Here is a 23741-nt window from a genome sequence, read left to right as displayed (position 1 = left end):
GGATGATCAAGGACGCAGTCCCTTCGGACACTGGTTCGAGGGGCTGGACCCCATGGCTGCTGTGAAGATCACGACGGCCATCACGCGAATGTCGCTCGGGAATTTCTCCAATGCCAAGGGCTTAGGCGAGGGTGTTCTGGAATACCGGATCGACTATGGCCCTGGCTACCGCATCTATTTCGGCAAAGACGGCGACAGACTCGTCATCCTGGTCGCCGGTGGAACCAAGAAGCGGCAACAGGCAGATATCAAGACGGCGCAGGCTCGTTGGGCAGAATACAAAAAGCGGAAGGCAGGCTGAGATGGCTTTGACGAGAGACTTCAAGGAAACCGTTCGCGATCGAGCGCAATCGGATCCGGCTTTTCGCGCCGCACTGCTGAGCGAGGCCATCGAGCTCCTGCTGTCGGGTGATGTCGAAACCGGTCGGGCGCTTTTGCGCGATTATATCAACGCCACCATCGGCTTTATCGAGCTAGGCCAGAAGTCCGGTCTGCCGCCCAAGAGCCTGATGCGGATGTTCGGTCCCTCCGGGAACCCGCGTGCCGACAATCTCTTTGCGGTCATCCGCCTGCTGCAGGACGAAACCGGCGTTCAGATCGCAGTGAAGGCTGCATAATTCAGATGCCCCCCAAAATCCTCATCAGCGCCTGCCTTCTCGGCCGCCCCGTCCGTTACGACGGCAAGGGTAAACCCCTCCACGATCCCCTGGTTGAACGTTGGAAGGCCGAAGGCCGGCTCGTCGGCTTCTGTCCGGAGCAGGCCGGCGGCCTGCCGACACCTCGTCCACCCGCCGAGATCGAAGGCGGCATGAATGGAGAGGATGTGCTGGCCGGTCGCGCCCGGGTGCTGGAAGTGACGGGCGGCGATGTGACCGAGGAGTTCATCCAGGGTGGGAATAAGGCCGTGGCCTTCGCCCGCGAGCAGGATTGCCGCTTCGCGTTGCTGATTGATGGCAGTCCGTCCTGCGGATCCGGCTTCATTTACGATGGCTCGTTTTCCGCTACCCGCCATCCCGGCTTCGGCGTCACCGCAGCCCTTATGCGCCGGGCCGGGATCGAGGTCTTTTCCGATCGCGAACTCGATCGTCTCGCGGCCCACATCGATAGAGCCACCTGAAACGAGAAAGGCCGCCGGATTGCCCCGGCGGCCTCTTTGTTTCCAATGATGTCCTGGCCTCAGCTCGCCATGCGATACTGCTGCTGGCCGGCGCCGGACTGGCTGGTCTTGAAGCTGCGGATCAGGCTGAGCAGGTCGCCGGTGTCGTTTGCGAGAACCTCGGCAGAGGCCGTGGTTTCCTCCGCCATGGCTGCGTTCTGCTGGGTGGCCTGGTCGAGCTGGTTCATCGAGGCCGAGATCGAGCGCAGGGTCGTGTCCTGCTCCTGAGCGGAGTGCGAGATCTTCGAGACGATGTCGTTTGCGCTGGCGATCTGGTCGGAGATGCGCTTCAGCGCCTCACCGGTCTGACCGACCAGCTGCACACCCTGTTCCACCTGGGCCGAGGAGCGGGCGATCTGGTCCTTGATTTCCTTGGCAGCCGCTGCCGAGCGCTGGGCGAGTTCACGCACTTCCTGTGCAACTACCGCAAAGCCCTTGCCGCTTTCGCCCGCACGGGCCGCTTCGACGCCGGCGTTCAGGGCGAGGAGGTTGGTCTGGAAGGCGATCTCGTCGATCACGCCAATGATCTTGGTGATCTCCGCCGAAGACTGCTCGATGCCGCTCATCGCATTGATCGCCTTGCCGACGATTTCGTCGCTCTGGCGAGCCTCAGCGCTGACCGTGCCCACGCGGTTGGCAGCTTCCCGCGCACCATCCGCCGTCTGGCGAACTGCGACGGTGAGCTCGTCGAGAGCTGCGGAAGTCTCTTCGAGGTTCGCTGCCTGGCGTTCGGTCCGCGTCGCAAGTTCACCCGAGGCGCGGCGGATCTCTTCCTTCGAGACGGCGATGTCGTTGCCCTTCAGGTTGACGCGAGCCATGGCCTCTTCGAGGCGGGCGAGCGCATCGTTGAAGTTGTCGCGGAGACCGGCATACTTCGATCCGAGATCCGCGCAGCGCACGGTCAGGTCACCATGGGCGAGCTGCTCGAGCGACTGTCCGATGGTGGCAACCACATGCGCCTGCTGGCGGGCTTCGGCGAGCTGTGCCTCGGCATTCTGGCTGCGTTCGCCATCAAGCTCGCGCTGCTGTTCTTCCTGGCGGGCAGTCAGTGCATGGCGCTCGCGCACCTTGTCCTGAAGGCTCTTAGTGGCCTTGGCCATCATGCCGATTTCGTTGCTCATATCGGTGTGCGGAATAGCGATGCTGACATTTTCGTCCGCGACCGCTTCCAGCGCATCATGGATCGCCTTGAGTGGCGTCGTGATGTTGCGAATGACGATGTAGGCCGCGATCAGCGCCAGCACGAAGATACCGGCAGACCAGCTGATCGTCTTGATCACGCTGGAGCGGATTTCCGCCTTCAGGTCGTCGGTGTAAAGGCCGGTCACGATGACGACCTTCCAGGGTTCGAAGGCCTTGCCGTAGGATGCCTTCGGATAGGAGCGATCCTCCGGATCCTTGCCTGGCTTCGGGCCAATGAACTCGACGAAGCCGCCGCCCAGCTGGCCCAGACGAACCAGTTCGTCACGATAGGCAAAGCCATTGGCGTCGGGCTTGCCCTTGTTGCTCTTGCCCACATCCTTCGAGGTCGGATGGAAGAGCATCACGACGTCGTAGTCGTAACCGAAGAAATAGCCGTCCGGCTCGAACCGCATCTTGTTCAGCATGTCGTAAGCCCGGGTCTTGGCTTCCTCGACGGTGAACTCGCCTGCGACCGCACGGTCGTTGAAGTCCTTCAGAACCGAGAGTGCAGTTTCGACCTGGGTGCGCAGAAGTTCGTAGCGCTGCTGGTAGATCGTCGTCGTCGACGAGCGGACCTGGAAATAGGTGGCGGCGGCGAAGGCCGCCATAAGCCCGCCGATCAGCAGGATCAGCTGGAGCGATATCCGGAGATTTTTCATGGGCGAGAGAGCTTTCGTCTGTCGAGCGGTTCGGGCGCCAGTGAGATGGATCAGTCGAACGGATCGGCACGTCATGTCCCGAAGATTTGGGACACAGTCTCGCCCTCAAAGATTGAGAGGGGTTTAAGCACCTTCGAATATCGGGCTATTAGAATGAATGGGTGAATAATTGGGGGGGTAACGGCATAACGCCCGGGACTGGGCCGGGCGTTATGTCCGTGTCGACCACGAGAAACCGCCGCGCCCGGATCGTTTGGCGGGCGGATGGGGATCAGTTGAGACGAAGCTCAAAGCCGGCAAGCGCAGGCGCGGCCTTCTGGTCAGCGGGCACATCGACCGCAGCGGTCGTCGCGTCATGGTCGATCTCGCTCGGCGCAGGCAGGGCGCCGGCCACGACCATCGAGCCGTCGGTGGCCCAGCCGGCAGCCGAGCTGTAGACAACCACGGGCGAACCGCCAAACCAGCTTTCGACACGCTTCAGTTTCTTTTCGCCATCGACATCGACCACTTCGGCGGTCTGGTTGCCAGCCGGGATGGCGGGCACCGTGTAGTCCGACTTGCCGATCCTCTGTTCCGGAGCCGGGCAGTGGCCACATTCAACGTCAAGAATGCTCGGCTGGGTCGTCGCAAGTCCTGTAACGGTCAAGATCGAGCCTGCCATGGCGGGCATGGCCAGCATGCTGGCGGCTAGGATCATGGATGTTGAAACGATACGGCGCATCACGTTTTTCCCCGATTGTTGGGAAGAACATTAGCAACCGTTTCTTTCGATCCGGTCAGAAGCATCGATAAAATTTGAACGAACGGACGGATTCCCGATCGAAATCCGACTGAAACCCCGTGATATCAGGCTTTTTCGCGGGCGATGGCCTGCCAGCCGATGTCTCGGCGGCAGAAACCGTTGTCCCATTGGACAGCGTCGACCAGCCGGTATGCGGCAGCCTGTGCCTCCGCAACCGTCGCCCCGCGCGCCGTGGCGTTCAGCACGCGCCCACCGGTCGCAACAAGCTGGCCGTCCTTCAGCGCCGTTCCCGCATGGAAAACCTTGGCGCCCTGGCCGGCTTCCGGCAGAGCAGCGATCGGCGTCGCCTTTTCATACGAGGCGGGATAGCCCTTGGAGGCGAGAACGACGGTCAGCGCCGGGTCATCGCTCCATTCGGCCGTGACCTGATCCAGCGTGCCGGTGGCAGACGCGTAGAGGATCGGCAGCAGATCGCTCTTCAGCCGCATCATCAGAACCTGGCATTCCGGATCGCCGAAGCGGACATTGTATTCGATCAGCTCCGGACCCTTGGCCGTGATCATCAGCCCGGCAAAGAACACGCCCTGGAAGGGATGGCCCATCTCGGCCATGCCGCGCATCGTCGGTTCGATGATCTCCTTCATCGTTCGCTCGACCATCTCGGGCGTCATGACGGGAGCTGGCGAATAGGCACCCATGCCACCGGTGTTAGGTCCGGTATCGCCATCACCCACACGCTTGTGGTCCTGGGCAGTGGCGAGTGGCAGCAAAGACTTGCCGTCGGAGAGGCAGAAGAAGCTTGCCTCCTCGCCATCGAGAAAAGCCTCGACCACGACTTCCGCACCCGCGGCACCAAACGCGCCCTCGAAGCAGTCGTCGATGGCCGCCAGCGCCTCTTCCAGCGTCATCGCAACCGTCACGCCCTTGCCGGCGGCAAGCCCGTCGGCCTTGATGACAATGGGCGCGCCCTGTTCGCGCACATAGGCTTTCGCCTTCGGCGCGTTATTGAAGCGCTGATAGGCGCCGGTCGGAATGTTGAACCGGGCGCAGACATCCTTGGTGAAGCCCTTGGAGCCCTCAAGCTGCGCGGCAGCCGCAGACGGCCCGAAGACGGCAAAGCCCGCCTCGCGCAGACGGTCGGCAATGCCGGCCACCAGCGGCGCTTCCGGCCCGACGACAACGAAGTCGATCGCCTTGTCCTTGCAGAACTGCACGACCGCCCCGTGATCCTCTGTATCGAGCGAAACGAGCTCCGCCTCTTCGGCGATGCCGGGATTGCCAGGGGCTGCATAGAGCTTGGTGAGATCAGGCGACTGGGCAATCTTCCAGGCCAGCGCATGCTCGCGTCCACCCGATCCGATCAACAAAACCTTCATCACCAGCCTCCAGTGCCACAAGGGAATGCCCGGCGGTTAAGGGGGAAGGGGGCAAAGGTCAAGCCGAATTGACCTTCAAAGGCCCCGCTTTCCTGTGAAGTGGGCCGCATGCCCGTTGCCTTGCCGCATTCGCCCGCTATGGTCCGCCGCTTACCAGATCAGACGGATGACCCATGGCCGACGACATCAGATCCATTGCCGCCCTTATCGCCACCGAGATCAACGCCCGGCCCGACCAGGTCACATCGGCCGTCGGCCTGCTTGACGAGGGTGCCACGGTTCCCTTCATCGCCCGCTACCGCAAGGAAGTGACCGGCGGTCTCGACGATACGCAGCTTCGCAATCTGGCCGAAAGGTTAATCTATCTGCGCGAGCTTGCCGCCCGTCGCAAATCGATTTTCGAAAGCATCGACGGTCAGAGCAAGATGACCGACGATCTCGCCCGCAAGATCGCCCAGGTCACCACCAAGGCCGAGCTGGAAGACCTCTACCTGCCCTATAAGCCAAAGCGCCGCACCCGCGCCGAGATCGCCCGCGAAAAGGGGCTCCAGCCGCTCGCCGACGCGATCCTTGCCGACCGCACCAGCGATCCGCAGAAGCTGGCCGCAGCCTACATCACCGAAGAAGTCCTCGACGTGAAGGCCGCCCTCGAAGGCGCGCGCGATATCATCGCCGAGCAGATCTCGGAAAATGCCGATCTGATCGGGCGCCTTCGCAACGACATGAAGGATCGCGCGATCCTCTATTCGAAGCTCGTCGACGGCAAGGCTGAGGCCGGCGCGAAATTCTCCGACTATTTCGACCATTTCGAACGCTGGGCAACGGTGCCCGGCCACCGGGCGCTCGCCATGCTGCGCGGCTGGAACGAGGAGTTTCTGTCGCTCTCCATCGAAGTTGATCGCGACGACACGTCCCCGATCAAGACCAGCCAGCGCATGATCGCCACCGCCTACCAGGTTGCGGGCAAGGGCCCTGCTGACCAGTGGCTCCTTGAGGTCGCCGGCTGGACCTGGCGTGTGAAGCTCTCCGTGTCGCTGTCGCTCGACCTGATGCGCGAACTGCGCGAGCGGGCGGAGGAAGAGGCGATCCACGTCTTTGCGCGTAACCTGAAAGACCTGCTGCTCGCCGCCCCCGCAGGCTCCCGTCCGACCATGGGCCTAGATCCCGGCATCCGCACCGGCGTCAAGGTCGCCGTCATCGATGGTACCGGCAAGGTGGTGGAAACGACGACTGTCTATCCCTTCCCGCCGCGCAACGACATCAGGGGCAGCCAGACCGAACTCGCGAGCCTCATCCGCAAGCACAATGTCGAGCTGATCTCGATCGGCAATGGCACCGGCAGCCGCGAGACGGAAAAGCTGGTGGCCGATATGCTCGCCCAGTTCCCCGCGACCGCACCGAAGCCGACCAAGGTGATCGTCTCGGAAGCCGGCGCCTCGGTCTATTCGGCCTCTGAAACCGCTGCCAAGGAATTCCCCAATCTTGACGTCTCCCTGCGCGGTGCCGTCTCGATTGCGCGGCGCCTTCAGGACCCGCTCGCCGAACTCGTCAAGATCGAGCCGAAGTCGATCGGCGTCGGTCAGTATCAGCATGACGTCGATCAGGGACGCCTCGGCCGTTCGCTGGATGCCGTCGTCGAAGACGCGGTGAATGCCGTCGGCGTCGATGTGAATACGGCCTCCGCCCCGCTGCTGGCCCGCGTCTCGGGTCTCGGCAAGACGACGGCCGAAGCCATCGTCGCCCATCGCGACGAGACCGGCCCCTTCGGCAGCCGCAAGGATCTGCTCAAAGTCCCGCGCCTCGGCGCCCGCACCTTTGAACAATGCGCCGGCTTCCTGCGCATTCCGAACGGCAAGGAGCCACTAGACGCCTCCTCGGTCCACCCGGAAGCCTATGGCGTAGCCAAGAAGATCGTCGCTGCCTGCGGCCGCGACCTGCGCTCGCTGATGGGCGACAGCGCCACCCTGAAAAGCCTCGATCCGAAGCGCTTCATCGACGAGCAGTTCGGTCTGCCGACCGTCAAGGACATCCTGTCCGAACTGGAAAAGCCCGGCCGCGACCCGCGCCCGTCCTTCAAGACCGCGACTTTTGCCGAAGGCGTCGACGAGATCACCGACCTGAAGATCGGCATGACGCTGGAAGGCACGGTCACCAATGTCGCCGCCTTCGGCGCCTTCGTCGATATCGGTGTGCATCAGGATGGACTGGTCCACGTCTCCCAGCTTGCCGACCGTTTCGTCAAGGATCCGCATGAGGTGGTCAAGGCCGGCGATGTGGTGAAGGTCCGCGTCGTCGAAGTCGACGTGAAGCGCAAGCGCATCGCGCTCACCATGCGGAAAGACGGCGGCGAGGCGCAACAACCCTCCATGCGCGGCGATGCCAAGGGCAATGCCAGCGCCATGAAGCATTCCAACGCCCGCCCGCCGAAGCCGGAGCAGCCGGCGATGGGTGGCCTTGGTGCTGCACTCGCCGAAGCCATGCGCAAGAAATAACCGCAAAACAGAAACAGGCCGGAGTCATCACTCCGGCCTGCCCATCGCCCCTCGAAAACGGCCTCTCAATGGGAGGCTGCACAGTCCTTGCAGAAGGGTGTGTGCGGCACGGCTTTCAGCCGTTCGACCGAAATCGGCTCGCCGCATGTCATGCATTGACCATACTGCCCTTTGGTGATCCGATCCAGCGCGGCGTCGATTGCTCTCAGCTCTTCCTCGCCGACCTGACCGAACTCCTCCAGCACTTCGTCGTTCTCCGCTTCGGTGGCGCGCTCCGCGCTATCGGCGCTTTTCAGCGTGCCGAGGTCGGTGTCGATCTTCTTCAGCCGCCGCTCGATCTCGTCCTTGCGAGCCAGCAGGATGCGTTCGAAATGGGCTGTGTCCATGGCCTGTACCGGGTTGTCCATCATCTCACCTGTCAACCAGCACGGAAATCTTGGAGTGACGGACCAAGCGGTCGGCCGTCGCGCCGATGAAATAGTTGGAGAAGTCGGGCACATGCGAGCCGACGACGATCAGGTCGGCCTTGTGCTCCTCGGCCGTTGCCAGGATCTCGCGGGCAGGGGCACCCGAGCGGATCTCGATATGGGCTGCAACACCGGTCTTCTGCTTGAGCGTGACCAGCTTGGCCTTGGCGTCGTTGATGGCGCCTTCGATCAGGTCGACGGGCACATCGATGGCGAGATAGCCAGGAATGTCCTCGATGATGGTCACAAGCACGATCTCGCCGCCGTCATCGAGCAGGGACTTGGCCTTGGTCAGGATCTTCTCGCCAATGGCGATGGCAGCCGGATCGACTGGAACGATGATCTTCTTGTACATTGTTCTCTCCTTTGTCACCCGCCGGGTGTTTCCTCTTTATGGCGAGACAATGCGTCCGGGCAGCACGCGCCGCATTGATCAGGATCAACTTTGACGCGCTCGCAGTCGTCAATCTTTATCGAACGATCTTTCGAGAAAATGCCCGCTTATGTGAACGATGGTTTGCACCATATAAGGAGATATCGCCGCCAAGCGGCAGATGGAGAGACACGATGACCGCCGTATCCGAACACACCGAATCCTTTGCCCTGAGCCGCCCCGTCCATGTCGGGCGTGCCCATCTCGTTGTCCGCGACCTCGAAACGATGGCTGGCTTCTACGAGCAGGCGCTCGGCCTCAAGCGCTTCGAACAGAGCGCGAGCGGTGTCGAACTCGGCGCCGGTAGCCGCGTTCTCCTGACCCTGACGACGCGCGGCGATGCTGCCCCGGCACCCCGCAATGCCGCAGGCCTGTTTCACAATGCCTTCCTGATGCCGGATCGTGCCGAGCTCGCCCATTGGCTTGCCCATGCCGCCCATCTAGGCCTGCAGTTCGACGGAGCAAGCGACCATCTGGTGAGCGAGGCGATCTACCTGTCCGACCCGGAAGGCAATGGCATCGAGGTGTACCGGGACCGCAGTCCGACAGAATGGACCTACCACGCCGATGGCACGGTGGAGATGGCAACCAACCGTCTCGACCTCCAGGCGCTTTACGACAGTGCCGCCAAGACCCCATGGGGCGGCATGTCGCCCGAGACAGCGCTCGGCCACATCCATCTCCAGGTTGGCAGTGTGCCGGAGGCGGACCGCTTCTACGAAGGCGTGCTCGGACTGAAGAAAATGGCGAGCTATCCGGGTGCGAGCTTCTTTGCGGCTGGCGACTATCACCACCATGTCGCCGCCAATGTCTGGAACAGCCGCAACGCACCCGCCCGCACCACCGCCATGGCCGGATTGCAGGATTACACGCTCGCCTTCAACGACAAGCAAACCCTCGACAAGGTTCTGGCAGCGCTGGAAGGACTGGAGATCAAGGTCGACCGCAGCGCCGAAGGCCATCGTCTCACAGATCCCTGGGGCATCGGCATCACCCTCGTCGGCGGAAATGCCTGACCCGACAGGGGCCGGAATCGGCCCCTGCACACCATCCATTTCCCCCGGTGGAACGGAAATTGTTCCCGAACGTTGAGAGGCATCTCGAAGGGGGAACAACGTCGTGTCCAAGTCAACTCAGCATGCCAATTCTCATCGGAGGACGTCCGGTGAACATTGAAGTTCCTCAAGAGGCAAAGCCGTCCCGCAAGGTCCGTTTCCACAAGACGGGCCTTGATTACGTCGTTTCCTGGAGCGTCGTCGGTCTTTTCGCCATCTTCGCCCTGATCTCGCTGCACCTCGCCTCCTTCGTGCTGATCCCGCTCACCATGGCGATCGTTGTCGGCCTGATCCTCGGACTTGCAGCTGACCGCCTGGGAAACCTTGGCGTTCCCCCGACGCTGACGGCGATCATTCTCTCCAGCCTCTTCCTGGTGATCATCCTGTTCCTGGTCAGTATCGTCTGGACGCCGGTCAATATGTTGATCGAGAACGGGCCTGATATGATCAACCGCACGGTCGAGTATCTGCAGCAGATTCCGTGGCTGGAGCGCCCGATGGCGGCGCTCTCGCGTGGCCCTGACTCGATGGAAGCCATGCTGCAGAACTCCGGCACCATCCTGTCGACCGTGGCGACGGGTGTCGGGCCGGCACTGGTCCAGCTCTTCATCTTCATCGCGGGCCTTCTGCTGTTCCTGTCGTCGCGCCTGCCACTGCGCCGCGCCCTGATCCGCGCCTTTTCGCGACGTGATCGCCGCCTGAAGGCAATCCGCATGCTGAACGAAGTCGAGGAATCGCTCGGCTACTACTTCGCCACAGCCGTCATCGTCTACGGCCTGTTCGGCGCGGTGGCCGGCGTGGTCGCCTTTGTCGGTGGCCTCGGCAATCCGGTGCTCTGGGGCGTTGCGGCCTTCCTTCTGAGCTTCATTCCTTTTCTCGGCATTGCCATGGTGACCGTCGCCATGGCGGTGAGCGGGCTGCTGGTCCATGAAGGTGTGCTGATCGGCCTTCTGCCTGCCTTCATCTTCTTCATCCTCGACGGCGTTCTGGAAAACCTGCTGATCCCGTCTGTCATGGGCAAGCGCCTGGAGATGAACGCATTCATGCTCTTCATCGCCATCGTCTTCTGGACCTGGCTCTGGGGTGCCGTGGGCGCGATGCTCGCCGTGCCGCTCACGCTGATCTGCATGACGCTTTATTCGGGTCTCATGCCTCAGACCAAGCTCCAGCCCAATCTGCCGGGCTGAGTGTCATCCGGTCGTCATGGGCCATCCGTAAGGCTCCGCCCCGAACAGCAAGCGGTGCAACCCATGACGACTGACACTCCCCGCCTGAGGCTCGGCATCATTGCCGATCCGCAATATGCCGACCTTGACCCCAATCTTGTCGCCGATCGCTACTTCCGCCGCTCGCTCGACAAGCTTCGGGAAGCTGTCGATCACTTCAACAGCCAGGATCTGCATGCAGTAGTGGTCTTGGGCGATCTCATCGATCGCGGGTGGGAGAACTTTGGGCCCGTCCTCGAGATACTCGACGGTCTGAAAGCACCCCGGATCCTTCTGCCCGGCAACCACGACTTCCTGGTCGAACCCGATCGCCTGACGGATATCCATGCAGCACTCGGCATGCCCGCTCCCTATTACGAAGTGGAGCTCAAGGGCGTGCGTCTGTTGGTGACCGACGGCAGCGAGATCTCGCTCTTTGCCCCGCCAGAAGGGGATGAACGGCGTGCCGAGGCTGAGAAACGTCTGGCTGAGTTGAAGGAGAAGGGCGCGCCGAACGCCCATCACTGGAATGCCGGCATTTCCGATCGCCAGATGACCTGGATCGCCGAGCGGCTCGCCGACGCCGAGGCAAGCGGCGCAGATGTCATCCTTCTCGGTCACTATCCCGTCTATCCGCCGTCTGATCACACGCTCTGGGATGCCGAGGAGCTCGCCGGGCTGATCGCCGGGTCCTCATCCGCCCTTGCCTATCTTTGCGGCCACCATCACGTCGGAAATTATGCCGAGCTGAACGGCGTCCACTTCGTCAATTTTTGCGGCATGGTCGACACAGAGCATGAAAACGCCTTCGCCGTCCTCTCGGTCTTCGACGATCGAATTGAGATTGCCGGACATGGCCGCGAGCCAAATCGACGTCTTGCATTGGAGGCGACCAAGCAGCGGGTAAGCAGCCTTTCCTGACAAATCGCTGACAGCAACTTGACGCAAATTCGTCATAGATATCCGAAAGTTGATGGCGCCCTCACTCATCACTCCTTTGTGACTTCAAACGACAGTTCCGAGGTTGCAAACATGTACGCCCGCTAACGATCGCCGGTGCGCCCGGCGGAACTCTGGAGAAAAGCTGATGAAGTTGAAAGTCGTTCTGTCCGCCGCGGCGGCGATCTGTCTTGGCGTGTCCGCAGCGATCGCTGCGGGCGAACCGCAAGTCGTCCGTCAGGAAGAGATGAAGAAGGTCGGCGGTGCCATGGGTGCGCTCGGCGCCATCGCCAAGGGCGAAAAGCCCTATGATGCAGCGGCCGTGACAGCCGCGCTCACCACACTGGCCGAGGTCAGCAAGAGCTTCCCGGATCACTTCCCCGCTGGCAGCGAAACCGGCATGGACTCCGAAGCTGCCCCCGCAATCTGGCAGAACATGGATGACTTCAAGGCCAAGTCCGCCAAGCTCACCGCCGCTGCCGAAGCACAGCTGGCATCCATGCCGGCCGACCAGGCAGGCGTTGGCGCCGCCATGCAGGCCGTTGGCGCCACCTGCGGCGATTGCCACCAGACCTACCGCCTGAAGAAGTAAGAACCTCCCGGCGGGCGTTATCCGGCATACCGGATCGCCCGCCGCATTGCGCTCGACCGGGCGCAGCATTGAGACGATGGAGGCCGCGATGGCATCGACTTTGGTCAAGGGATTGGGCACGCTGGCCGCGCTCGGCGTTGCCGGTTTCGGCGCGTTCCTGCTGATTACAGCGCCCGATCGTCAGGATGTTGCCGTCTGGGCCAATCTCGGCGAACCTGATCTCGCCCATGGTCGGGAGGTCTTTTTCGCCGGTGGCTGCACAAGCTGCCATGCCCCGGCCGGTGCGACCGGCGATGCGCGGCTCATCCTGTCCGGCGGTGCGCCGTTGAAGAGCGATTTCGGTACCTTCCATGCGCCTAACATTTCCAGTCATCCGGAGGCCGGCATCGGCGCTTGGACGCTCGCCGAATTCGGCGATGCGATGACCCGTGGTGTGGGCCGCGAGGGCGAACATCTCTACCCGTCCTTCCCCTACGGCTCCTATGTGCGCATGACGCCCAAAGACATCAACGATCTCTACGGCTTCATGAAGACGTTGCCCGCGAGCGATGCCGTCGCCGCGCCGCATGAGCTCGGCTTCCCCTTTAACCAGCGGGTCGTTCTCGGTGGCTGGAAGTTCCTGTTCTTTACCGATGCCCCGCGCGTCGAGCTGGCCGATGCATCCGACATGGTCAAGCGTGGCCAGTATCTCGTGGAAGGCCCCGGTCATTGCGGTGAATGTCACACGCCGCGCAATGCGCTTGGCGGCTTCCTGTCCGAGCAGTGGCTTGCTGGTGGTCCCAATCCGGAAGGTGAGGGCTCGATCCCGAACATCACGCCCGGTTCGAAAAGCATGGGTTCCTGGAGCGAAGGCGATATCGTCACCTATCTGGAGAGTGGCTTCACGCCCGATTACGACAGCGTCGGCGGCTCCATGGTCGAGGTCCAGAAGAACATGGCGGAGCTGACTGCCGCTGACCGCGAAGCGATTGCCGCCTATCTCAAGGCCATACCCGCCGTGCAGTAACCTCTCACGATTCTGTTCAGCATCGCGCAAGCCTTGCCTGTCATCCTTCTATCGTCGAAAAGACTGTGGAGGGGATATGAGCATTGAACGCCGGCGGATGGAGTATGCGCTCCGGTCCCTGCTCGACAACTATCCCGATCCTGCTCTGCATCGATGGGTGCATGAGACCGTCGGCGCCTTCGAAAAACGCCTCTCGGCCATCGTCGATCCGCGTGAGCGAGATCACGCCCAGCAGGCAGCCCTGATCCTGATCAAGACGACACTGCAGAAGTGGTCGGAAAACCCGCCCGTCAAGCACTGACGCGGGGCGTTTATTCAGCGACGATGTTCGGCGGCAAAGGCTGCTAGCTCCGCCTCGGCCTCTGGCCCATAGAGATCCAGCGCCTTCAGCACCTCGATCGTGAATGTGTCCGGCGACGAGCCCGCTGCCGTGACGATCTTCCGATCGCCGACTGCCTGCGGCTGATCGATGTAACGGGCCTCTCCGCGATAGCCTGGATACTTCTTGTGCGAGGCGAGGGAATTTCCGGTATGCGCCACACCATCCAGCACGCCAGTCGCGCCCAGTGCGCTGGCGGCCGCACAAATCCCGCCCAGCACCTTGCCCTTGTCACGAAACGCAGTCGCAAGTGCCGTGAAGTCAAACGCCACACCCTTTTCCCAGGCATAGCCGCCCGGAATGATCAGCGCGTCGAACTGTTCGGCATCGATCGCGTCAAAGCCGATGTCGGGCGTCACCTTCAATCCACCCATGGAGATCACGGGCCGCCCATCCGGGCTCGCCGTCACGACCTCGCAGTCGAGCCAGTATCGCGTGGCCGCCATCAGGAGCGCAGGCTCCCAGTCGGCATAATCGTTCTGAAGGGCAATCACGATGCGGGCCATGATCACTCTCCTCGCGTCTGTCAGTTACGGCTCAGCTGAGTGCCTGCAGGTAACGCATGCCGGTCACCGGCCGCGGAATGAAGTCCATGTTCTCATAGAAGCGATGGGCGGCGAAATTGCCGGTGGCGGCGGAGACCGAGAGGAAGTCACAGCCCGAGGCACGCGCAATCTGCTTGGCGCGGTCGACGAGATGCTGGCCGATGCCGTTGCCGCGCTGGCCGTCACGCACGAAGAGATGATGCAGTTCCATGCCACGCTTGCCTTCCTGTGCCTTGTAGAGCGGTACGAGGATGGCGTAGCCGATCAGGCCTTCTTCGCCACTGTCGGCAACCAGCGCCTGGATCCAGGGCATCGGCCCGAACAGGTCGCGCTCCAGCACTTCAGGCGTCATGGCCGAGGCATCGCCGTGGTGCTGGGCGAGCGCCAGGATCATCGCGTTGAGTTCTGGCAGGTCGCGCGACTTGGCGTGGCGAATGGCCACGATCGGCGGGCGGGGGAGGGTCAGGTCTGTATCTTCGGTCATGTCACTTTCCCTTGGTCTCATTTCGTGCCGTCAGGGGGAAAGTCGTCCGGAAAACAACAAGGCCGCCTGACGGCGGCCTGTTGACAATGTGATCTTGTCAGGCCGCCGTTTACCGGTAGGCCCAAAAATACGTGCAGGTGATGTTTGCGCGAATGTCGATCATGGCGGCTGTGATGCGCCGAATTGAATCGATTGTCAACGGGGGATCTTTCCGGCCGAGGCGTGATGGAGTATGCTCCATCAGATCGCGCGAGACGAAGATGGCCAAGGCGACGTTGATCCGTAGGATGCGCAGTTTCGTGCGAGACGAGGTCTTCGTCGAGGTCCTGATCTGGCATGTTCCGGTTGCTGTCCGTGGAAGCCTGCATGCATTCAAATACAGCCTGGCGCTTGTCTCGAGCGGCGAGTGTGTTCTCAGATATGACAATGAGGCCGGCAAGGGTGACCATCGGCACTTAGGAGCGACCGAGGCACCCTATGTGTTTTCCGGGATCGAAACGCTGATTGCAGACTTTCTTGCGGATGTGGAAGGATGGTTGGATGGCAACCTTGAAGGTGAAAATCGAAAGCCTGGATCAGACGATGGCGGCAGTCGCTGACGCAATGAAGGCCTCTACCGGGCAAATGCCACTCAACGGGGAGTTCAGTCTGAGCTTTCCGTCCTGGGAAACCATGCACCGAGTGCTGACCCCCAAGCGGCTGGAGATCGTCAGGGTCTTGACGGGGCAGGGGCCCTTGGCCATGCGCGAAGTCGCTCGCCGCGTCGGTCGAGACTTCAAAGCCGTCCATGCCGATATCGACACCCTCGTAAAAAGCGGCGTGATCGACAAGGCGGAGGGTGGCGTTGTCTTTCCGTATGACCGGATCCACTTCGACTTCGAAATCCGATCTGCGGCGTGAACCCACCGATCAGGGCGCGATATGCAGCGCCCCAGGCGTTCCCCTCAATGCTCCTGCTCGCACAACCCGTGATCCGACAGCGCCCGGATCACATAACAATCGCCAACCGTATGGCATTCGCCATGCGAGACGATACGCGCAAGCTCCGCTTCCAGCTTCTTCAGCCGCGTGATCTTTTCCCTGACATCGTCGAGCTGTTCCCGCGCGATATGATCCGCCCGCTCGCAGGGCTCCTCCGGATGCCGGCTGAGCGTCAGCAGCTCCCGGATCGCGTCGATCGGGAAACCGAGATCCCGCGCATGGCGGATGAACGTCAGCCGATCGAGCTCCCCCTTCTCGTAGCGCCGCTGATTGCCTTCGGTGCGGTCCGGCGCCGAGATCAGCCCCATTTGCTCATAATAGCGGATGGTTGGGACTTTCACCCCGGCACGCCGCGACAAGTCTCCAATCGAATACATGAAAAAACCTCTTGAACCTCTAGTCACTAGAGATCCTAAGATTGATGCGTGACCACATCAAGACCTGAAGGATCGATAGAATGAGTGCCTCTTGCGGCCATGCCCACGCCCCTTTCGACGGTATGTCGGAGACCTACAAACGCCGTCTGTGGATGGTGATCGCCATCAATGCCGGAATGTTCGCCGTCGAGATGACGGCGGGACAGCTCGCCCGTTCCCAGGCGCTGCAGGCCGATGCGCTGGATTTCTTCGCCGATGCCGTGACCTATGGCATTTCGCTCGCCGTCATCGGCGCGTCCTTGAAAACCCGCAGCATGGCTGCCGCCGCCAAGGGCGTCAGCCTCTTCCTGATGGGGTTCTGGGTCTTCGGCTCCACCATCTGGCGTGTCTTTCAGGGCGGCGTCCCTGAAGCGCCTGTCATGGGAGTGATCGGCTTCCTGGCGCTCGCGGCCAATGTCGCAAGCGTGCTCTTGCTGATGTCCTACAAGGACGGCGATGCGAACGTACGCTCCGTCTGGCTCTGCTCGCGCAATGATGCGATCGGCAATGTCATCGTCATGATTGCCGCCGTCGGTGTCTGGGGCACAGCCACCGCCTGGCCCGACCTGATCGTCGCCGGCATCATGGCGGGCCTGTTCCTCAGCTCCTCGGTCCAGATCCTCTCGCAGAGCCTTGCCGAATGGCGGGCCGGTGAGCCGGTCACACTGTCCTCGTCCTGCTGCGGTGCCGGCGAGACGAGCCATGGACATGATCACGAGGGCCACGCCCACGCTCACGAAGAGGCTTCAGATCACAGGCATGGCCTGAAAACTGAAGGCTGAACGCAAGAAGGCCGGCCTGGCATCATGCCGGCCGGCCTTCTTGACCACATCGTCAGATCAGAATTCCTGATAGGCCGAAGGGGATATTTCGTATTCCCGGTAAGCCGCCTCGACCGCCTGAATGCGCGAGGTGTCTTCAAGCCGGCTGCGGTTCTGGTTTGCGCTGATCTCGACCGCAGCCTTGCGCGATCCTTCCACGGTCCACAGTGCCGAGGCGAGCTGGTTCGACAGGAGGGTGCTGGAGAAAGTGCTGGCACCGCTCGCGCGGGGCGCGCTGGTATTGGACGTTTCGGGGGCGACATCCTCCGCGCCTGCCGTGTTCGGCACGTATCGGCTTTGGTAGGAGTAGCCGCTTAGGCCGCTTTCAATCCTCATGGCGGACACCTCGGTTGAAGAATTAACCTTTTGTTAACCTTTCAACCTTGCGCGAAGCTTGCGTCCCGCATTGCGTCATGACGATTGGCCCTTGCGAAACGGCCCGAGTGAAAGTACGCGCGCCGAATCATGATCTTCAGCCATCATTGCCGAAGCAATGCCCAAAACACACCCGTTATTGCTTGGAGAATGTGATCAACGTCACCGCCTCACATCTTCCCCGCCACCTTGATCGCATAGGCATATTCGAACGCGATCTCTTCCAGTCGCTGGAAACGGCCCGACTTGCCACCATGGCCGGCCGCCATGTTGGTTTTGAGCAGGAACGGGCCGGCCTCCGGGGCCGTGGCGCGCAGCCGCGCGATCCACTTGGTCGGCTCCCAATAGGTGACGCGCGGGTCGGTGAGGCCGGACAGCGCGATGATCGGCGGATAGGCTTTTTTCTCGACGTTGTCGTAGGGGCTATAGGCCGCGATCCAGCGATATTCCTCTTCCGACTCGATCGGGTTGCCCCATTCCGGCCATTCCGGCGGGGTGAGCGGCAGCGTGTCGTCGAGCATGGTGTTCAAGACATCGACGAAGGGCACAGCGGCGATGATGCCGGCAAACTTCTCCGGCGCCATATTGGCAACCGCCCCCATCAGCATGCCGCCTGCTGAGCCGCCTTCGGCGATGATCCGGTCGTAGGAGGTGAACTGCTCCTTCACCAGGTGGTCGGCAGCCGAGATGAAGTCCTTGAAGGTGTTGACCTTCTTTTCCATCTTGCCGTCTTCATACCAGGAAAAGCCCTTGTCCTTGCCGCCGCGAATATGGGCGATGGCATAGACGAAGCCCCGGTCCACCAGGGAGAGGCAATTGGTGTTGAAGCCGGCGGGAATGGTCATGCCATAGGCGCCGTAGCCGTAGAGGAGGCAGGGCGCGGAGCCGTCGAGCTTGGTGTCGCGACGATAGAGCAGGGTGACCGGCACCTTTTCGCCGTCATGCGCCTCGGCAAACACCCGGCGGGTGATATAGTCCTCCGGCTTGTGACCGGACGGCACTTCCTGGGTCTTCAGAAGCGTGCGCTCGCGCGTCGCCATGTTGTAGTCGAAGAGCTGGGAAGGCGTTGTCATCGACGAATAGGAGAAGCGGATGACATCGGTCTCGTATTCGGCAGCGCCCTGCAAGCCCAGCGAATAGGCTTCCTCGGCAAAGGCGATCGAATGCTCCTGGCCCGACTTGCGGTCGCGGATCATGATGACCGGCAGCCCCTCGCGGCGCTCCAGCCAGACGAGATGGCGGGCAAAGGCCATGTGGTTGAGGATCAGACGGCCCGGCTCGTGCGGCACGACCTCTTTCCAGTTCTCCCTGCCAGGAGCCGTTACCGGCGCCTCGACGATCTTGAAGTCCTTGGCACCGTCGGCATTGGTCAGGATGTAGAAGACATCGCCGCCTTCGGTCATCGAATACTCGACGCCTTCCTCGCGCTCAGCGACCAGAACAGGTTCAGCCGTCAGGTCCTTGGTCGAAAGCAGGCGATATTCCGAGGTCTCGTGGTCGTGGATGTCGATATAGATGAAGTCGTCGAGCAGCGAACCGCCGACGCCCATGAAGAAGCCGGGATCCTTCTCCTCATAGACCAGGCGGTCGGAGGATTGCGGCTGACCCACGATGTGGTGGAAGACCTTGGACGGACGGTGGTTCTCGTCCTGCAGGGTATAGAAGAAGCTCTTGCCGTCGGGCGCCCAGACGCCACCGCCGGCGGTGTTTTCCAGCACGTCGTCGAGATCCTGCTTGGTGGCGAGATCGCGAATGCGCAGCGTGTAATATTCCGAGCCCTTGTCGTCATAGCCCCAGATGCCGAAAGCGTGGTCGCTCGTATGGTCGATGCCCGACAGACGGAAGTAATCCTTGCCGACAGCCTCCTTGTCGCCGTCGAGCAGCAGGTCGCGGATCGTCTCGTCCTTCGGGCTGCCGTCGCGCGGAATCCGGAAATAGCGCGGCTGCTCGCCACCGGTGACGAAGGCCGAGCCATAGGCAAACGGCCCATCCTTCATCGGGATCGATGAATCGTCCTCCTTGATGCGTCCCTTCATCTCGGCAAAGAGCTGGCCCTGCAGCGCTTTGGTGTCGGCCATCGCCGCTTCCATATATCCGTTCTCGGCTTCCAGGTATGAGCGGATTTCCGGATCGAGGATCGACGTATCCTTGAACATCGCCTGCCAGTTGTCGGCGCGTAGCCAGGCATAGTCGTCCGTGCGGGTGATCCCGTGGCGGGTGTCGGAGACGGGCTTCTGGGCGACGACGGGCGGGGAGGGCAGGTTCTTGAAGACGGACAAGGGACATCCTTCCGGGAATGGAAACATTCAGCTTAGCGAGAGATAGAGAGGCGAGGGGCCGCGATCAAGCGGCCCAGAGGGGCGAAGGTCGGCGCGTGCCGATCAGCCGTCCGTGCCGGCCGTCGACTTTGCCCAGTCCATGTAAAGGTCCAGCGCCTTGCGGGTGACGGGCCCTTCCTGGAACTGCGCGTCGTCGAGCCGCGTCACCGGCACCACCTTGGAATAATTGCCGGTCTGGAAGATCTCGTCGGCATTCATGAAGTCTTCGACCGAAAGGGTTGCCTCGCGCACCTCGAAGCCCGCCTCGCGCAGCAGCCCCATGACGCGGGCGCGGGTGATGCCGGCGAGGAAGGTGCGGTTGGCAGCGGGCGTGTAGACAACGCCGTCCTTCACCATGAAGACGTTGGAGGAGGCGGTCTCGACCACGTTTCCATTCATGTCGCGCACCAGCGCATTGTCGAAGCCGCGTTTGCGCGCGTCGATGATCATGCGGCCGGAATTCGGATAGAGGCTGCCGGTCTTCGCATCGGTCATGGCGCATTCGGGGGTCGGCCGGCGGAAGGGTGATAGCGTCAGCGAGGAAGGCTTGGCGGTGTGCATCGGCGCTTCGAAGAGGCAGAGCGCAAACCGGGTCGACTCCGGATCGGCCGCGACGACCGAGCCCATCTGGCCGTGTTCGGCCCAATACATCGGCTTGATATAGATCGCCGTCTTGCCGTCGAACTTGGCGATGCCCTCCCAGGCGAGGCGCTCGATCTCCTCGGCAGCCATCACCGCCTTCATGCCCATGTTCTCGGCCGAGCGGTTGACGCGCTGGCAATGCAGGTCGAGATCAGGCGCGATGCCGTCGAACCAGCGCGCCCCGTCGAACACCGTCGAGCCCAGCCACATCGCATGCGACACGGGGCCGATCAGCGGCGGATTGCCGGTAAACCAGTCTCCATCGACATAGGTGAAGGTGGGTGTGCGGGCAGATGTGTCGACGGCCATGATGGTCTCCTGTTCTCGTTGCTTTGCAGCAAAGTCGCAGCCGGCGGCGAGGTCAAGGCGAAACACGCCATGGAAACACGAATCCGCAGACAAGAGGGTCCGCAGGCCGGAAAAATCCCGATTTCGACGTAAATCCAGAAACTTGCCTGATGGACCGATCAAAGCGGCTGATGATGTCGCCTGTCTTTTATCGGCGGGGGAGGCGGCGACGTGGTTAAAGTTCCCGTAACGCATTTCTGAAATATTGAACGAAGATGAAGTCGTGATCTGCGGGTCATGTGTTCTGCGTTTTCTTGGGGGTCATCATGAACAAGGTGCGTCTCGTCGCCCTTCTTGCCGCGTCGACTGCGGTTATATCTTCGCCAGTACACGCGGAAGGCTTCTTCTCCGGCAACTGGTATGTGACGCTCGGTGGCGCCGGCATCTCGGCCCCGACCTTCGAAGGCGCCAAGGACAACAAATTCTTCTTCTCGCCGATCATCTCGGTCGGTCGCGGCGGCGCGCCGCGCTTCTCCTCGCGCAACGACAATCCGAGCTTTGCGATCTACGACACGGACGTGCTCCGCGCCGGTGTTGTCGGCAAGTTCGTGCCTGGCCGCGACGATGGCACCGACGACGCCCTGCGCGGCCTCTCCGAAGTCAAATGGGGCGGCGAGCTCGGCGGCTTCGTCGATGTCTATGTCACCGACTGGATGCGCGCCCGTGGCGAATTGCGCCAGGGCATCCGCGCCCATGATGGCCTTGTTGCCGATATCGCGGTCGATGCCTTCACCGATATCGCCCCCAATCTGCGCGTCTCTGCCGGCCCGCGCATGACCTTTGCCACGAGCGGCTATACGGACGCCTACTACGGGGTGAACGCTGCGGAATCCGCTGCCTCTGGCCTCAGCCAATATGATCCCGATGGCGGCATCACCTCCTACGGCGCCGGCGGTGCGATCACCTGGGACGCCACCGACAAGATCTCGATGAGCGCCTTTACCGAATACAAGCGCCTCTCAGGCCCGGCTGCCGATTCGAGCCTCGTCGAAGAGCGCGGCTCCAAGAACCAGCTGATGTTCGGCGTCTCCGCCAGCTACAAGTTCGGCGTCAGCTTCGACTGACGATAGGCCGCAGCCGATTTTCGAGGCGGGAGGGCAGGGGGCAGTTTTCTTGGCCCCGCCCATGCTCTATCAAAAGGGGCATGAGCACCGCCGATCAAAACATCGACCGCGTCATCGACGCGCCCTCCGACAATTTCGTCTATCGCATTCTGCCGCGATGGCTCTGGCCGCATGCCCAGCTCGCGCGCTGGGATCGTCCGATCGGCTGGCAGCTTCTGATGTGGCCCTGCTTCTGGTCCTCGGCACTCGCGGCCAATGCGCTCACGGCTGAAGGCCGTCTGAACCTCGCGCTCTTTGCCTTCCACCTTTTCCTGTTTTTCGTCGGCGCGGTCGCCATGCGCGGCGCCGGCTGCACCTATAACGACCTCGTCGACCACGACATCGACAACCTGGTGGCCCGCACGCGGTCCCGCCCGCTGCCGTCAGGCCGCATCTCGCGTCGCAATGCCAAGATCTTCATGGTGGTGCAGTCGCTGGTCGGGCTTGCCGTGCTGCTCTGCTTCAACGGTTTCTCGATCGTGCTCGGGATCCTGTCGCTGGCCATCGTCGCGATCTATCCCTTCGCCAAGCGCTTCACCGACTGGCCGCAATTCTTCCTGGGCCTTGCCTTTTCCTGGGGTGGCCTGATGGGCTGGGCCGGACTGCACGGCAATCTCTCGCTGGCCGCCATCCTTGTCTATATGGGCGCTGTCGCCTGGACGATCGGTTACGACACGATCTACGCCCATCAGGACCGCGAGGATGACGCATTGGTCGGCGTACGATCGACGGCACGGCTCTTCGACCGCGACACCAAGATCTGGCTCACGGGTCTCTACGGCCTAACGCTGGTTTTGCTGGTGTCCGCGGTCATTGTCGGCGGTGCCGCCTGGCCCGCGATTGCAGGCCTGCTTGTGGCAGCTGCCCTCTTTGCCTGGCAGATCAAGGTGCTGGATATCGACGACGGCGCCCAGTGCTTGGCGCTCTTCAAGTCGAACAATCGCGTCGGCCTGATTATTTTTCTCGGGCTTGTCGCGGCCATCCCGTTCGCTTGACCTCTCTTCAGGTCGCGCTAATAAGCTTTGTCCGCTCGTGTCATTTCGGCACGTCTGTCGGCAAAAGACCCTCAAAAGCAGAGGCCCGGAAGTCGCCTTCCGGGCCTCTTGCATGTCCAGTCCTGGGACAGGATCAGTTTCTTGCGATGATTTCCTTTCCGGAAATCTTCATGGTTACACCCAGCTTGCCGGTCGTGCGGCGAACCAGGAAGCGCGGACGGCGCTCTGCGAAATAGGAATGGCGGCGACGCGGCTGCGTCTCCTTGGTGCGAACATCGCCAAGATGCTCTTCGAGCGGGCGGGCAACGCCATCGGCTTCCACCATCAGCATGGGGATCCGGAAGGCATCAGCCCAGCCGCGCCAGTCGGCGGCGATATCGCAGAGATCGTGGGCGACGAGCAGTGGAATGCAGAGATCCGGGTCCTCGTGATGCAGTTCCAGTGTCACGGTGACTTCGCCGTCGCCGTGGTCGATGGCACGCGCCGCAACGCCCTTGAAGGCGCGGGCCGGAAGAGCGAAGGAAAGCGGCAGTCCGCTGCCGGGAAGGATCTTGCGCAGAACGGCGCCGCGCTCGTCAATCGTGATCGTGACGTCGCCCAGCGCACCGCGCAATGCGTAAGTAACCTGCTGGGGGAACCGCGACGGATCCAGACGCAGAGTGGCGCCGGCCCATGCTGGCTTCAAAACGGTGTTCGTCATCTTCATGCTACCCTTGTTTTACCCGAGAGCGCGTCATGTGCTCGTCTGTTCGGGACTTTTCGTCCTCTGTGGGTTGGAACATAGCCAGCCGCTGTTGGAGACAGCTTAAAAGATGCGGTAAAGAAAACCTTGCGCGGTCAAATGGTTAGTTTTGTCGTACCGGTCACGGTTTCAAAATGGTGAAATATGCAGGGGGTCTGTTTCATCCCGAAACGATCAAGGGCTGACGAGGGCCGAAGGCACCGTTCGAGCGCCAGACCGACCCTTTGCTTCTTCATGATTTCATAAAGCTTGAGGCAAGGATTTCGCGTCATACTGTGATTCGCGCGC

Annotated in this window: 27 protein-coding genes; 15 read left to right on the top strand and 12 right to left on the bottom strand. The window is 61.8% G+C overall.

Going from position 1 to position 23741, the window contains the following annotated elements; all coding sequences use genetic code 11:
* The first annotated feature begins 52 nt into the window (after positions 1-52).
* The 3 genes from AC02Y0_RS13920 to AC02Y0_RS13910 are packed head-to-tail and all read left to right on the top strand — an operon-like array spanning position 53 to position 1117.
* Complete coding sequence (locus AC02Y0_RS13920; protein WP_476379484.1) at positions 53-301, top strand: type II toxin-antitoxin system RelE/ParE family toxin; 249 nt, start codon at positions 53-55, stop codon at positions 299-301.
* A 1-nt stretch (position 302) separates the two neighbouring features.
* On the top strand, positions 303-617 hold the full coding sequence (locus AC02Y0_RS13915) for a helix-turn-helix domain-containing protein (RefSeq protein WP_102019420.1): 315 nt from the start codon (positions 303-305) through the stop codon (positions 615-617).
* A 5-nt stretch (positions 618-622) separates the two neighbouring features.
* Positions 623-1117, top strand: a complete 495-nt coding sequence (locus tag AC02Y0_RS13910) for a 2-thiouracil desulfurase family protein (protein WP_476379483.1) — start codon at positions 623-625, stop codon at positions 1115-1117.
* Positions 1118-1176: 59 nt separating this feature from the next.
* On the opposite strand, the gene AC02Y0_RS13905 is transcribed toward AC02Y0_RS13910, so the two are convergent.
* The 3 genes from AC02Y0_RS13905 to purD all read right to left on the bottom strand — a co-directional run bounded on the left by AC02Y0_RS13905 (position 1177) and on the right by purD (position 5115).
* Positions 1177-2997 carry a methyl-accepting chemotaxis protein gene (locus tag AC02Y0_RS13905; RefSeq protein ID WP_476379482.1) on the bottom strand — a complete coding sequence of 607 codons (1821 nt, stop codon included), beginning with the start codon at positions 2995-2997 and terminating at the stop codon, positions 1177-1179.
* 271 nt (positions 2998-3268) lie between these two features.
* Positions 3269-3718, bottom strand: a complete 450-nt coding sequence (locus tag AC02Y0_RS13900; protein ID WP_476379481.1) for a plant virulence effector HPE1-like domain-containing protein — start codon at positions 3716-3718, stop codon at positions 3269-3271.
* 125 nt (positions 3719-3843) lie between these two features.
* Positions 3844-5115, bottom strand: a complete 1272-nt coding sequence (purD, locus tag AC02Y0_RS13895; RefSeq protein ID WP_476379480.1) for a phosphoribosylamine--glycine ligase — start codon at positions 5113-5115, stop codon at positions 3844-3846.
* 173 nt (positions 5116-5288) lie between these two features.
* On the opposite strand from purD, the gene AC02Y0_RS13890 reads away from it, so the two are divergent.
* Positions 5289-7607 (top strand): Tex family protein, encoded by a 2319-nt coding sequence (locus tag AC02Y0_RS13890; protein ID WP_476379479.1) that lies wholly within the window; start codon positions 5289-5291, stop codon positions 7605-7607.
* A gap of 65 nt (positions 7608-7672) precedes the next feature.
* On the opposite strand, the gene AC02Y0_RS13885 is transcribed toward AC02Y0_RS13890, so the two are convergent.
* Both AC02Y0_RS13885 and AC02Y0_RS13880 read right to left on the bottom strand, forming a co-directional pair.
* Complete coding sequence (locus AC02Y0_RS13885; RefSeq protein ID WP_476384038.1) at positions 7673-7993, bottom strand: TraR/DksA family transcriptional regulator; 321 nt, start codon at positions 7991-7993, stop codon at positions 7673-7675.
* A 25-nt stretch (positions 7994-8018) separates the two neighbouring features.
* Complete coding sequence (locus tag AC02Y0_RS13880; RefSeq protein WP_444557553.1) at positions 8019-8429, bottom strand: universal stress protein; 411 nt, start codon at positions 8427-8429, stop codon at positions 8019-8021.
* Between the two features lie 212 nt (positions 8430-8641).
* On the opposite strand from AC02Y0_RS13880, the gene AC02Y0_RS13875 reads away from it, so the two are divergent.
* From AC02Y0_RS13875 to AC02Y0_RS13850, 6 genes are all read left to right on the top strand, one after another.
* Complete coding sequence (locus AC02Y0_RS13875; RefSeq protein WP_476379478.1) at positions 8642-9523, top strand: VOC family protein; 882 nt, start codon at positions 8642-8644, stop codon at positions 9521-9523.
* A 149-nt stretch (positions 9524-9672) separates the two neighbouring features.
* Positions 9673-10749: an AI-2E family transporter gene (locus tag AC02Y0_RS13870; RefSeq protein WP_444557555.1), complete on the top strand. Its 1077-nt coding sequence runs from the start codon at positions 9673-9675 to the stop codon at positions 10747-10749.
* 63 nt (positions 10750-10812) lie between these two features.
* Positions 10813-11688, top strand: a complete 876-nt coding sequence (locus AC02Y0_RS13865; protein ID WP_476379476.1) for a metallophosphoesterase — start codon at positions 10813-10815, stop codon at positions 11686-11688.
* A gap of 166 nt (positions 11689-11854) precedes the next feature.
* Positions 11855-12298 carry a c-type cytochrome gene (locus AC02Y0_RS13860; protein WP_476379475.1) on the top strand — a complete coding sequence of 148 codons (444 nt, stop codon included), beginning with the start codon at positions 11855-11857 and terminating at the stop codon, positions 12296-12298.
* An 88-nt stretch (positions 12299-12386) separates the two neighbouring features.
* Entirely contained in the window at positions 12387-13304 is a 918-nt protein-coding gene (locus AC02Y0_RS13855) for a c-type cytochrome (RefSeq protein WP_476379474.1), read from the top strand.
* 76 nt (positions 13305-13380) lie between these two features.
* Positions 13381-13605, top strand: a complete 225-nt coding sequence (locus AC02Y0_RS13850; protein ID WP_476379473.1) for a hypothetical protein — start codon at positions 13381-13383, stop codon at positions 13603-13605.
* 14 nt (positions 13606-13619) lie between these two features.
* On the opposite strand, the gene AC02Y0_RS13845 is transcribed toward AC02Y0_RS13850, so the two are convergent.
* Both AC02Y0_RS13845 and AC02Y0_RS13840 read right to left on the bottom strand, forming a co-directional pair.
* Positions 13620-14189 (bottom strand): DJ-1/PfpI family protein, encoded by a 570-nt coding sequence (locus tag AC02Y0_RS13845; protein WP_476379472.1) that lies wholly within the window; start codon positions 14187-14189, stop codon positions 13620-13622.
* A gap of 31 nt (positions 14190-14220) precedes the next feature.
* Entirely contained in the window at positions 14221-14712 is a 492-nt protein-coding gene (locus AC02Y0_RS13840; RefSeq protein ID WP_476379471.1) for an N-acetyltransferase family protein, read from the bottom strand.
* Between the two features lie 260 nt (positions 14713-14972).
* Here AC02Y0_RS13840 and AC02Y0_RS13835 point away from each other — a divergent pair, with 260 nt between their 5' ends.
* Complete coding sequence (locus tag AC02Y0_RS13835) at positions 14973-15311, top strand: toxin-antitoxin system TumE family protein (RefSeq protein WP_476379470.1); 339 nt, start codon at positions 14973-14975, stop codon at positions 15309-15311.
* Positions 15295-15612 (top strand): HVO_A0114 family putative DNA-binding protein, encoded by a 318-nt coding sequence (locus AC02Y0_RS13830; protein ID WP_476379468.1) that lies wholly within the window; start codon positions 15295-15297, stop codon positions 15610-15612. Before AC02Y0_RS13835 ends, AC02Y0_RS13830 begins: the two co-directional genes overlap by 17 nt.
* 44 nt (positions 15613-15656) lie before the next feature.
* Here AC02Y0_RS13830 and AC02Y0_RS13825 read toward each other — a convergent pair whose 3' ends face one another.
* Positions 15657-16070, bottom strand: a complete 414-nt coding sequence (locus AC02Y0_RS13825) for a MerR family transcriptional regulator (RefSeq protein WP_476379467.1) — start codon at positions 16068-16070, stop codon at positions 15657-15659.
* An 80-nt stretch (positions 16071-16150) separates the two neighbouring features.
* Between AC02Y0_RS13825 and AC02Y0_RS13820 the strand changes: the two genes are divergently transcribed.
* Positions 16151-16891, top strand: a complete 741-nt coding sequence (locus tag AC02Y0_RS13820; protein WP_476379466.1) for a cation efflux transmembrane domain-containing protein — start codon at positions 16151-16153, stop codon at positions 16889-16891.
* 57 nt (positions 16892-16948) lie between these two features.
* On the opposite strand, the gene AC02Y0_RS13815 is transcribed toward AC02Y0_RS13820, so the two are convergent.
* From AC02Y0_RS13815 to AC02Y0_RS13805, 3 genes are all read right to left on the bottom strand, one after another.
* A complete protein-coding gene (locus AC02Y0_RS13815; protein ID WP_476379465.1) occupies positions 16949-17266 on the bottom strand; it encodes a hypothetical protein in 318 nt (105 codons plus the stop codon).
* A gap of 209 nt (positions 17267-17475) precedes the next feature.
* Complete coding sequence (locus AC02Y0_RS13810) at positions 17476-19584, bottom strand: S9 family peptidase (protein WP_476379464.1); 2109 nt, start codon at positions 19582-19584, stop codon at positions 17476-17478.
* Between the two features lie 102 nt (positions 19585-19686).
* Positions 19687-20574, bottom strand: coding sequence for a branched-chain amino acid aminotransferase (locus tag AC02Y0_RS13805; RefSeq protein WP_102019440.1), 888 nt, complete (start codon positions 20572-20574; stop codon positions 19687-19689).
* 305 nt (positions 20575-20879) lie between these two features.
* Here AC02Y0_RS13805 and AC02Y0_RS13800 point away from each other — a divergent pair, with 305 nt between their 5' ends.
* Together AC02Y0_RS13800 and ubiA are read left to right on the top strand one after the other, a co-directional pair.
* Entirely contained in the window at positions 20880-21677 is a 798-nt protein-coding gene (locus tag AC02Y0_RS13800) for a MipA/OmpV family protein (protein WP_444557567.1), read from the top strand.
* A gap of 80 nt (positions 21678-21757) precedes the next feature.
* Positions 21758-22711 (top strand): 4-hydroxybenzoate octaprenyltransferase, encoded by a 954-nt coding sequence (gene ubiA, locus AC02Y0_RS13795; protein WP_476379463.1) that lies wholly within the window; start codon positions 21758-21760, stop codon positions 22709-22711.
* A 133-nt stretch (positions 22712-22844) separates the two neighbouring features.
* Here ubiA and AC02Y0_RS13790 read toward each other — a convergent pair whose 3' ends face one another.
* Positions 22845-23411 (bottom strand): DUF6101 family protein, encoded by a 567-nt coding sequence (locus AC02Y0_RS13790; protein ID WP_476384037.1) that lies wholly within the window; start codon positions 23409-23411, stop codon positions 22845-22847.
* Between the last annotated feature and the right edge of the window lie 330 nt (positions 23412-23741).

It is taken from the genome of Allorhizobium sp. nf9_anc, from assembly GCF_056323085.1.
Note: the sequence above shows the minus strand (reverse complement) of the source record. Positions and strands in the feature narration are given on the sequence as shown.

Excerpts from the sequence above, each read along its gene's own strand:
- AC02Y0_RS13920 (WP_476379484.1), top strand. The coding sequence starts at position 53 with ATGGCTGCTGTGAAGATCACGACGGCCATCACGCGAATGTCGCTCGGG.
- AC02Y0_RS13915 (WP_102019420.1), top strand. The coding sequence starts at position 303 with ATGGCTTTGACGAGAGACTTCAAGGAAACCGTTCGCGATCGAGCGCAA.
- AC02Y0_RS13910 (WP_476379483.1), top strand. The coding sequence starts at position 623 with ATGCCCCCCAAAATCCTCATCAGCGCCTGCCTTCTCGGCCGCCCCGTC.
- AC02Y0_RS13905 (WP_476379482.1), bottom strand. The coding sequence starts at position 2,997 with ATGAAAAATCTCCGGATATCGCTCCAGCTGATCCTGCTGATCGGCGGG.
- AC02Y0_RS13900 (WP_476379481.1), bottom strand. The coding sequence starts at position 3,718 with ATGCGCCGTATCGTTTCAACATCCATGATCCTAGCCGCCAGCATGCTG.
- purD (WP_476379480.1), bottom strand. The coding sequence starts at position 5,115 with ATGAAGGTTTTGTTGATCGGATCGGGTGGACGCGAGCATGCGCTGGCC.
- AC02Y0_RS13890 (WP_476379479.1), top strand. The coding sequence starts at position 5,289 with ATGGCCGACGACATCAGATCCATTGCCGCCCTTATCGCCACCGAGATC.
- AC02Y0_RS13885 (WP_476384038.1), bottom strand. The coding sequence starts at position 7,993 with ATGGACACAGCCCATTTCGAACGCATCCTGCTGGCTCGCAAGGACGAG.
- AC02Y0_RS13880 (WP_444557553.1), bottom strand. The coding sequence starts at position 8,429 with ATGTACAAGAAGATCATCGTTCCAGTCGATCCGGCTGCCATCGCCATT.
- AC02Y0_RS13875 (WP_476379478.1), top strand. The coding sequence starts at position 8,642 with ATGACCGCCGTATCCGAACACACCGAATCCTTTGCCCTGAGCCGCCCC.
- AC02Y0_RS13865 (WP_476379476.1), top strand. The coding sequence starts at position 10,813 with ATGACGACTGACACTCCCCGCCTGAGGCTCGGCATCATTGCCGATCCG.
- AC02Y0_RS13860 (WP_476379475.1), top strand. The coding sequence starts at position 11,855 with ATGAAGTTGAAAGTCGTTCTGTCCGCCGCGGCGGCGATCTGTCTTGGC.
- AC02Y0_RS13855 (WP_476379474.1), top strand. The coding sequence starts at position 12,387 with ATGGCATCGACTTTGGTCAAGGGATTGGGCACGCTGGCCGCGCTCGGC.
- AC02Y0_RS13850 (WP_476379473.1), top strand. The coding sequence starts at position 13,381 with ATGAGCATTGAACGCCGGCGGATGGAGTATGCGCTCCGGTCCCTGCTC.
- AC02Y0_RS13845 (WP_476379472.1), bottom strand. The coding sequence starts at position 14,189 with ATGGCCCGCATCGTGATTGCCCTTCAGAACGATTATGCCGACTGGGAG.
- AC02Y0_RS13840 (WP_476379471.1), bottom strand. The coding sequence starts at position 14,712 with ATGACCGAAGATACAGACCTGACCCTCCCCCGCCCGCCGATCGTGGCC.
- AC02Y0_RS13835 (WP_476379470.1), top strand. The coding sequence starts at position 14,973 with ATGGCCAAGGCGACGTTGATCCGTAGGATGCGCAGTTTCGTGCGAGAC.
- AC02Y0_RS13830 (WP_476379468.1), top strand. The coding sequence starts at position 15,295 with ATGGCGGCAGTCGCTGACGCAATGAAGGCCTCTACCGGGCAAATGCCA.
- AC02Y0_RS13825 (WP_476379467.1), bottom strand. The coding sequence starts at position 16,070 with ATGTATTCGATTGGAGACTTGTCGCGGCGTGCCGGGGTGAAAGTCCCA.
- AC02Y0_RS13820 (WP_476379466.1), top strand. The coding sequence starts at position 16,151 with ATGAGTGCCTCTTGCGGCCATGCCCACGCCCCTTTCGACGGTATGTCG.
- AC02Y0_RS13815 (WP_476379465.1), bottom strand. The coding sequence starts at position 17,266 with ATGAGGATTGAAAGCGGCCTAAGCGGCTACTCCTACCAAAGCCGATAC.
- AC02Y0_RS13805 (WP_102019440.1), bottom strand. The coding sequence starts at position 20,574 with ATGGCCGTCGACACATCTGCCCGCACACCCACCTTCACCTATGTCGAT.
- AC02Y0_RS13800 (WP_444557567.1), top strand. The coding sequence starts at position 20,880 with ATGAACAAGGTGCGTCTCGTCGCCCTTCTTGCCGCGTCGACTGCGGTT.
- ubiA (WP_476379463.1), top strand. The coding sequence starts at position 21,758 with ATGAGCACCGCCGATCAAAACATCGACCGCGTCATCGACGCGCCCTCC.
- AC02Y0_RS13790 (WP_476384037.1), bottom strand. The coding sequence starts at position 23,411 with ATGACGAACACCGTTTTGAAGCCAGCATGGGCCGGCGCCACTCTGCGT.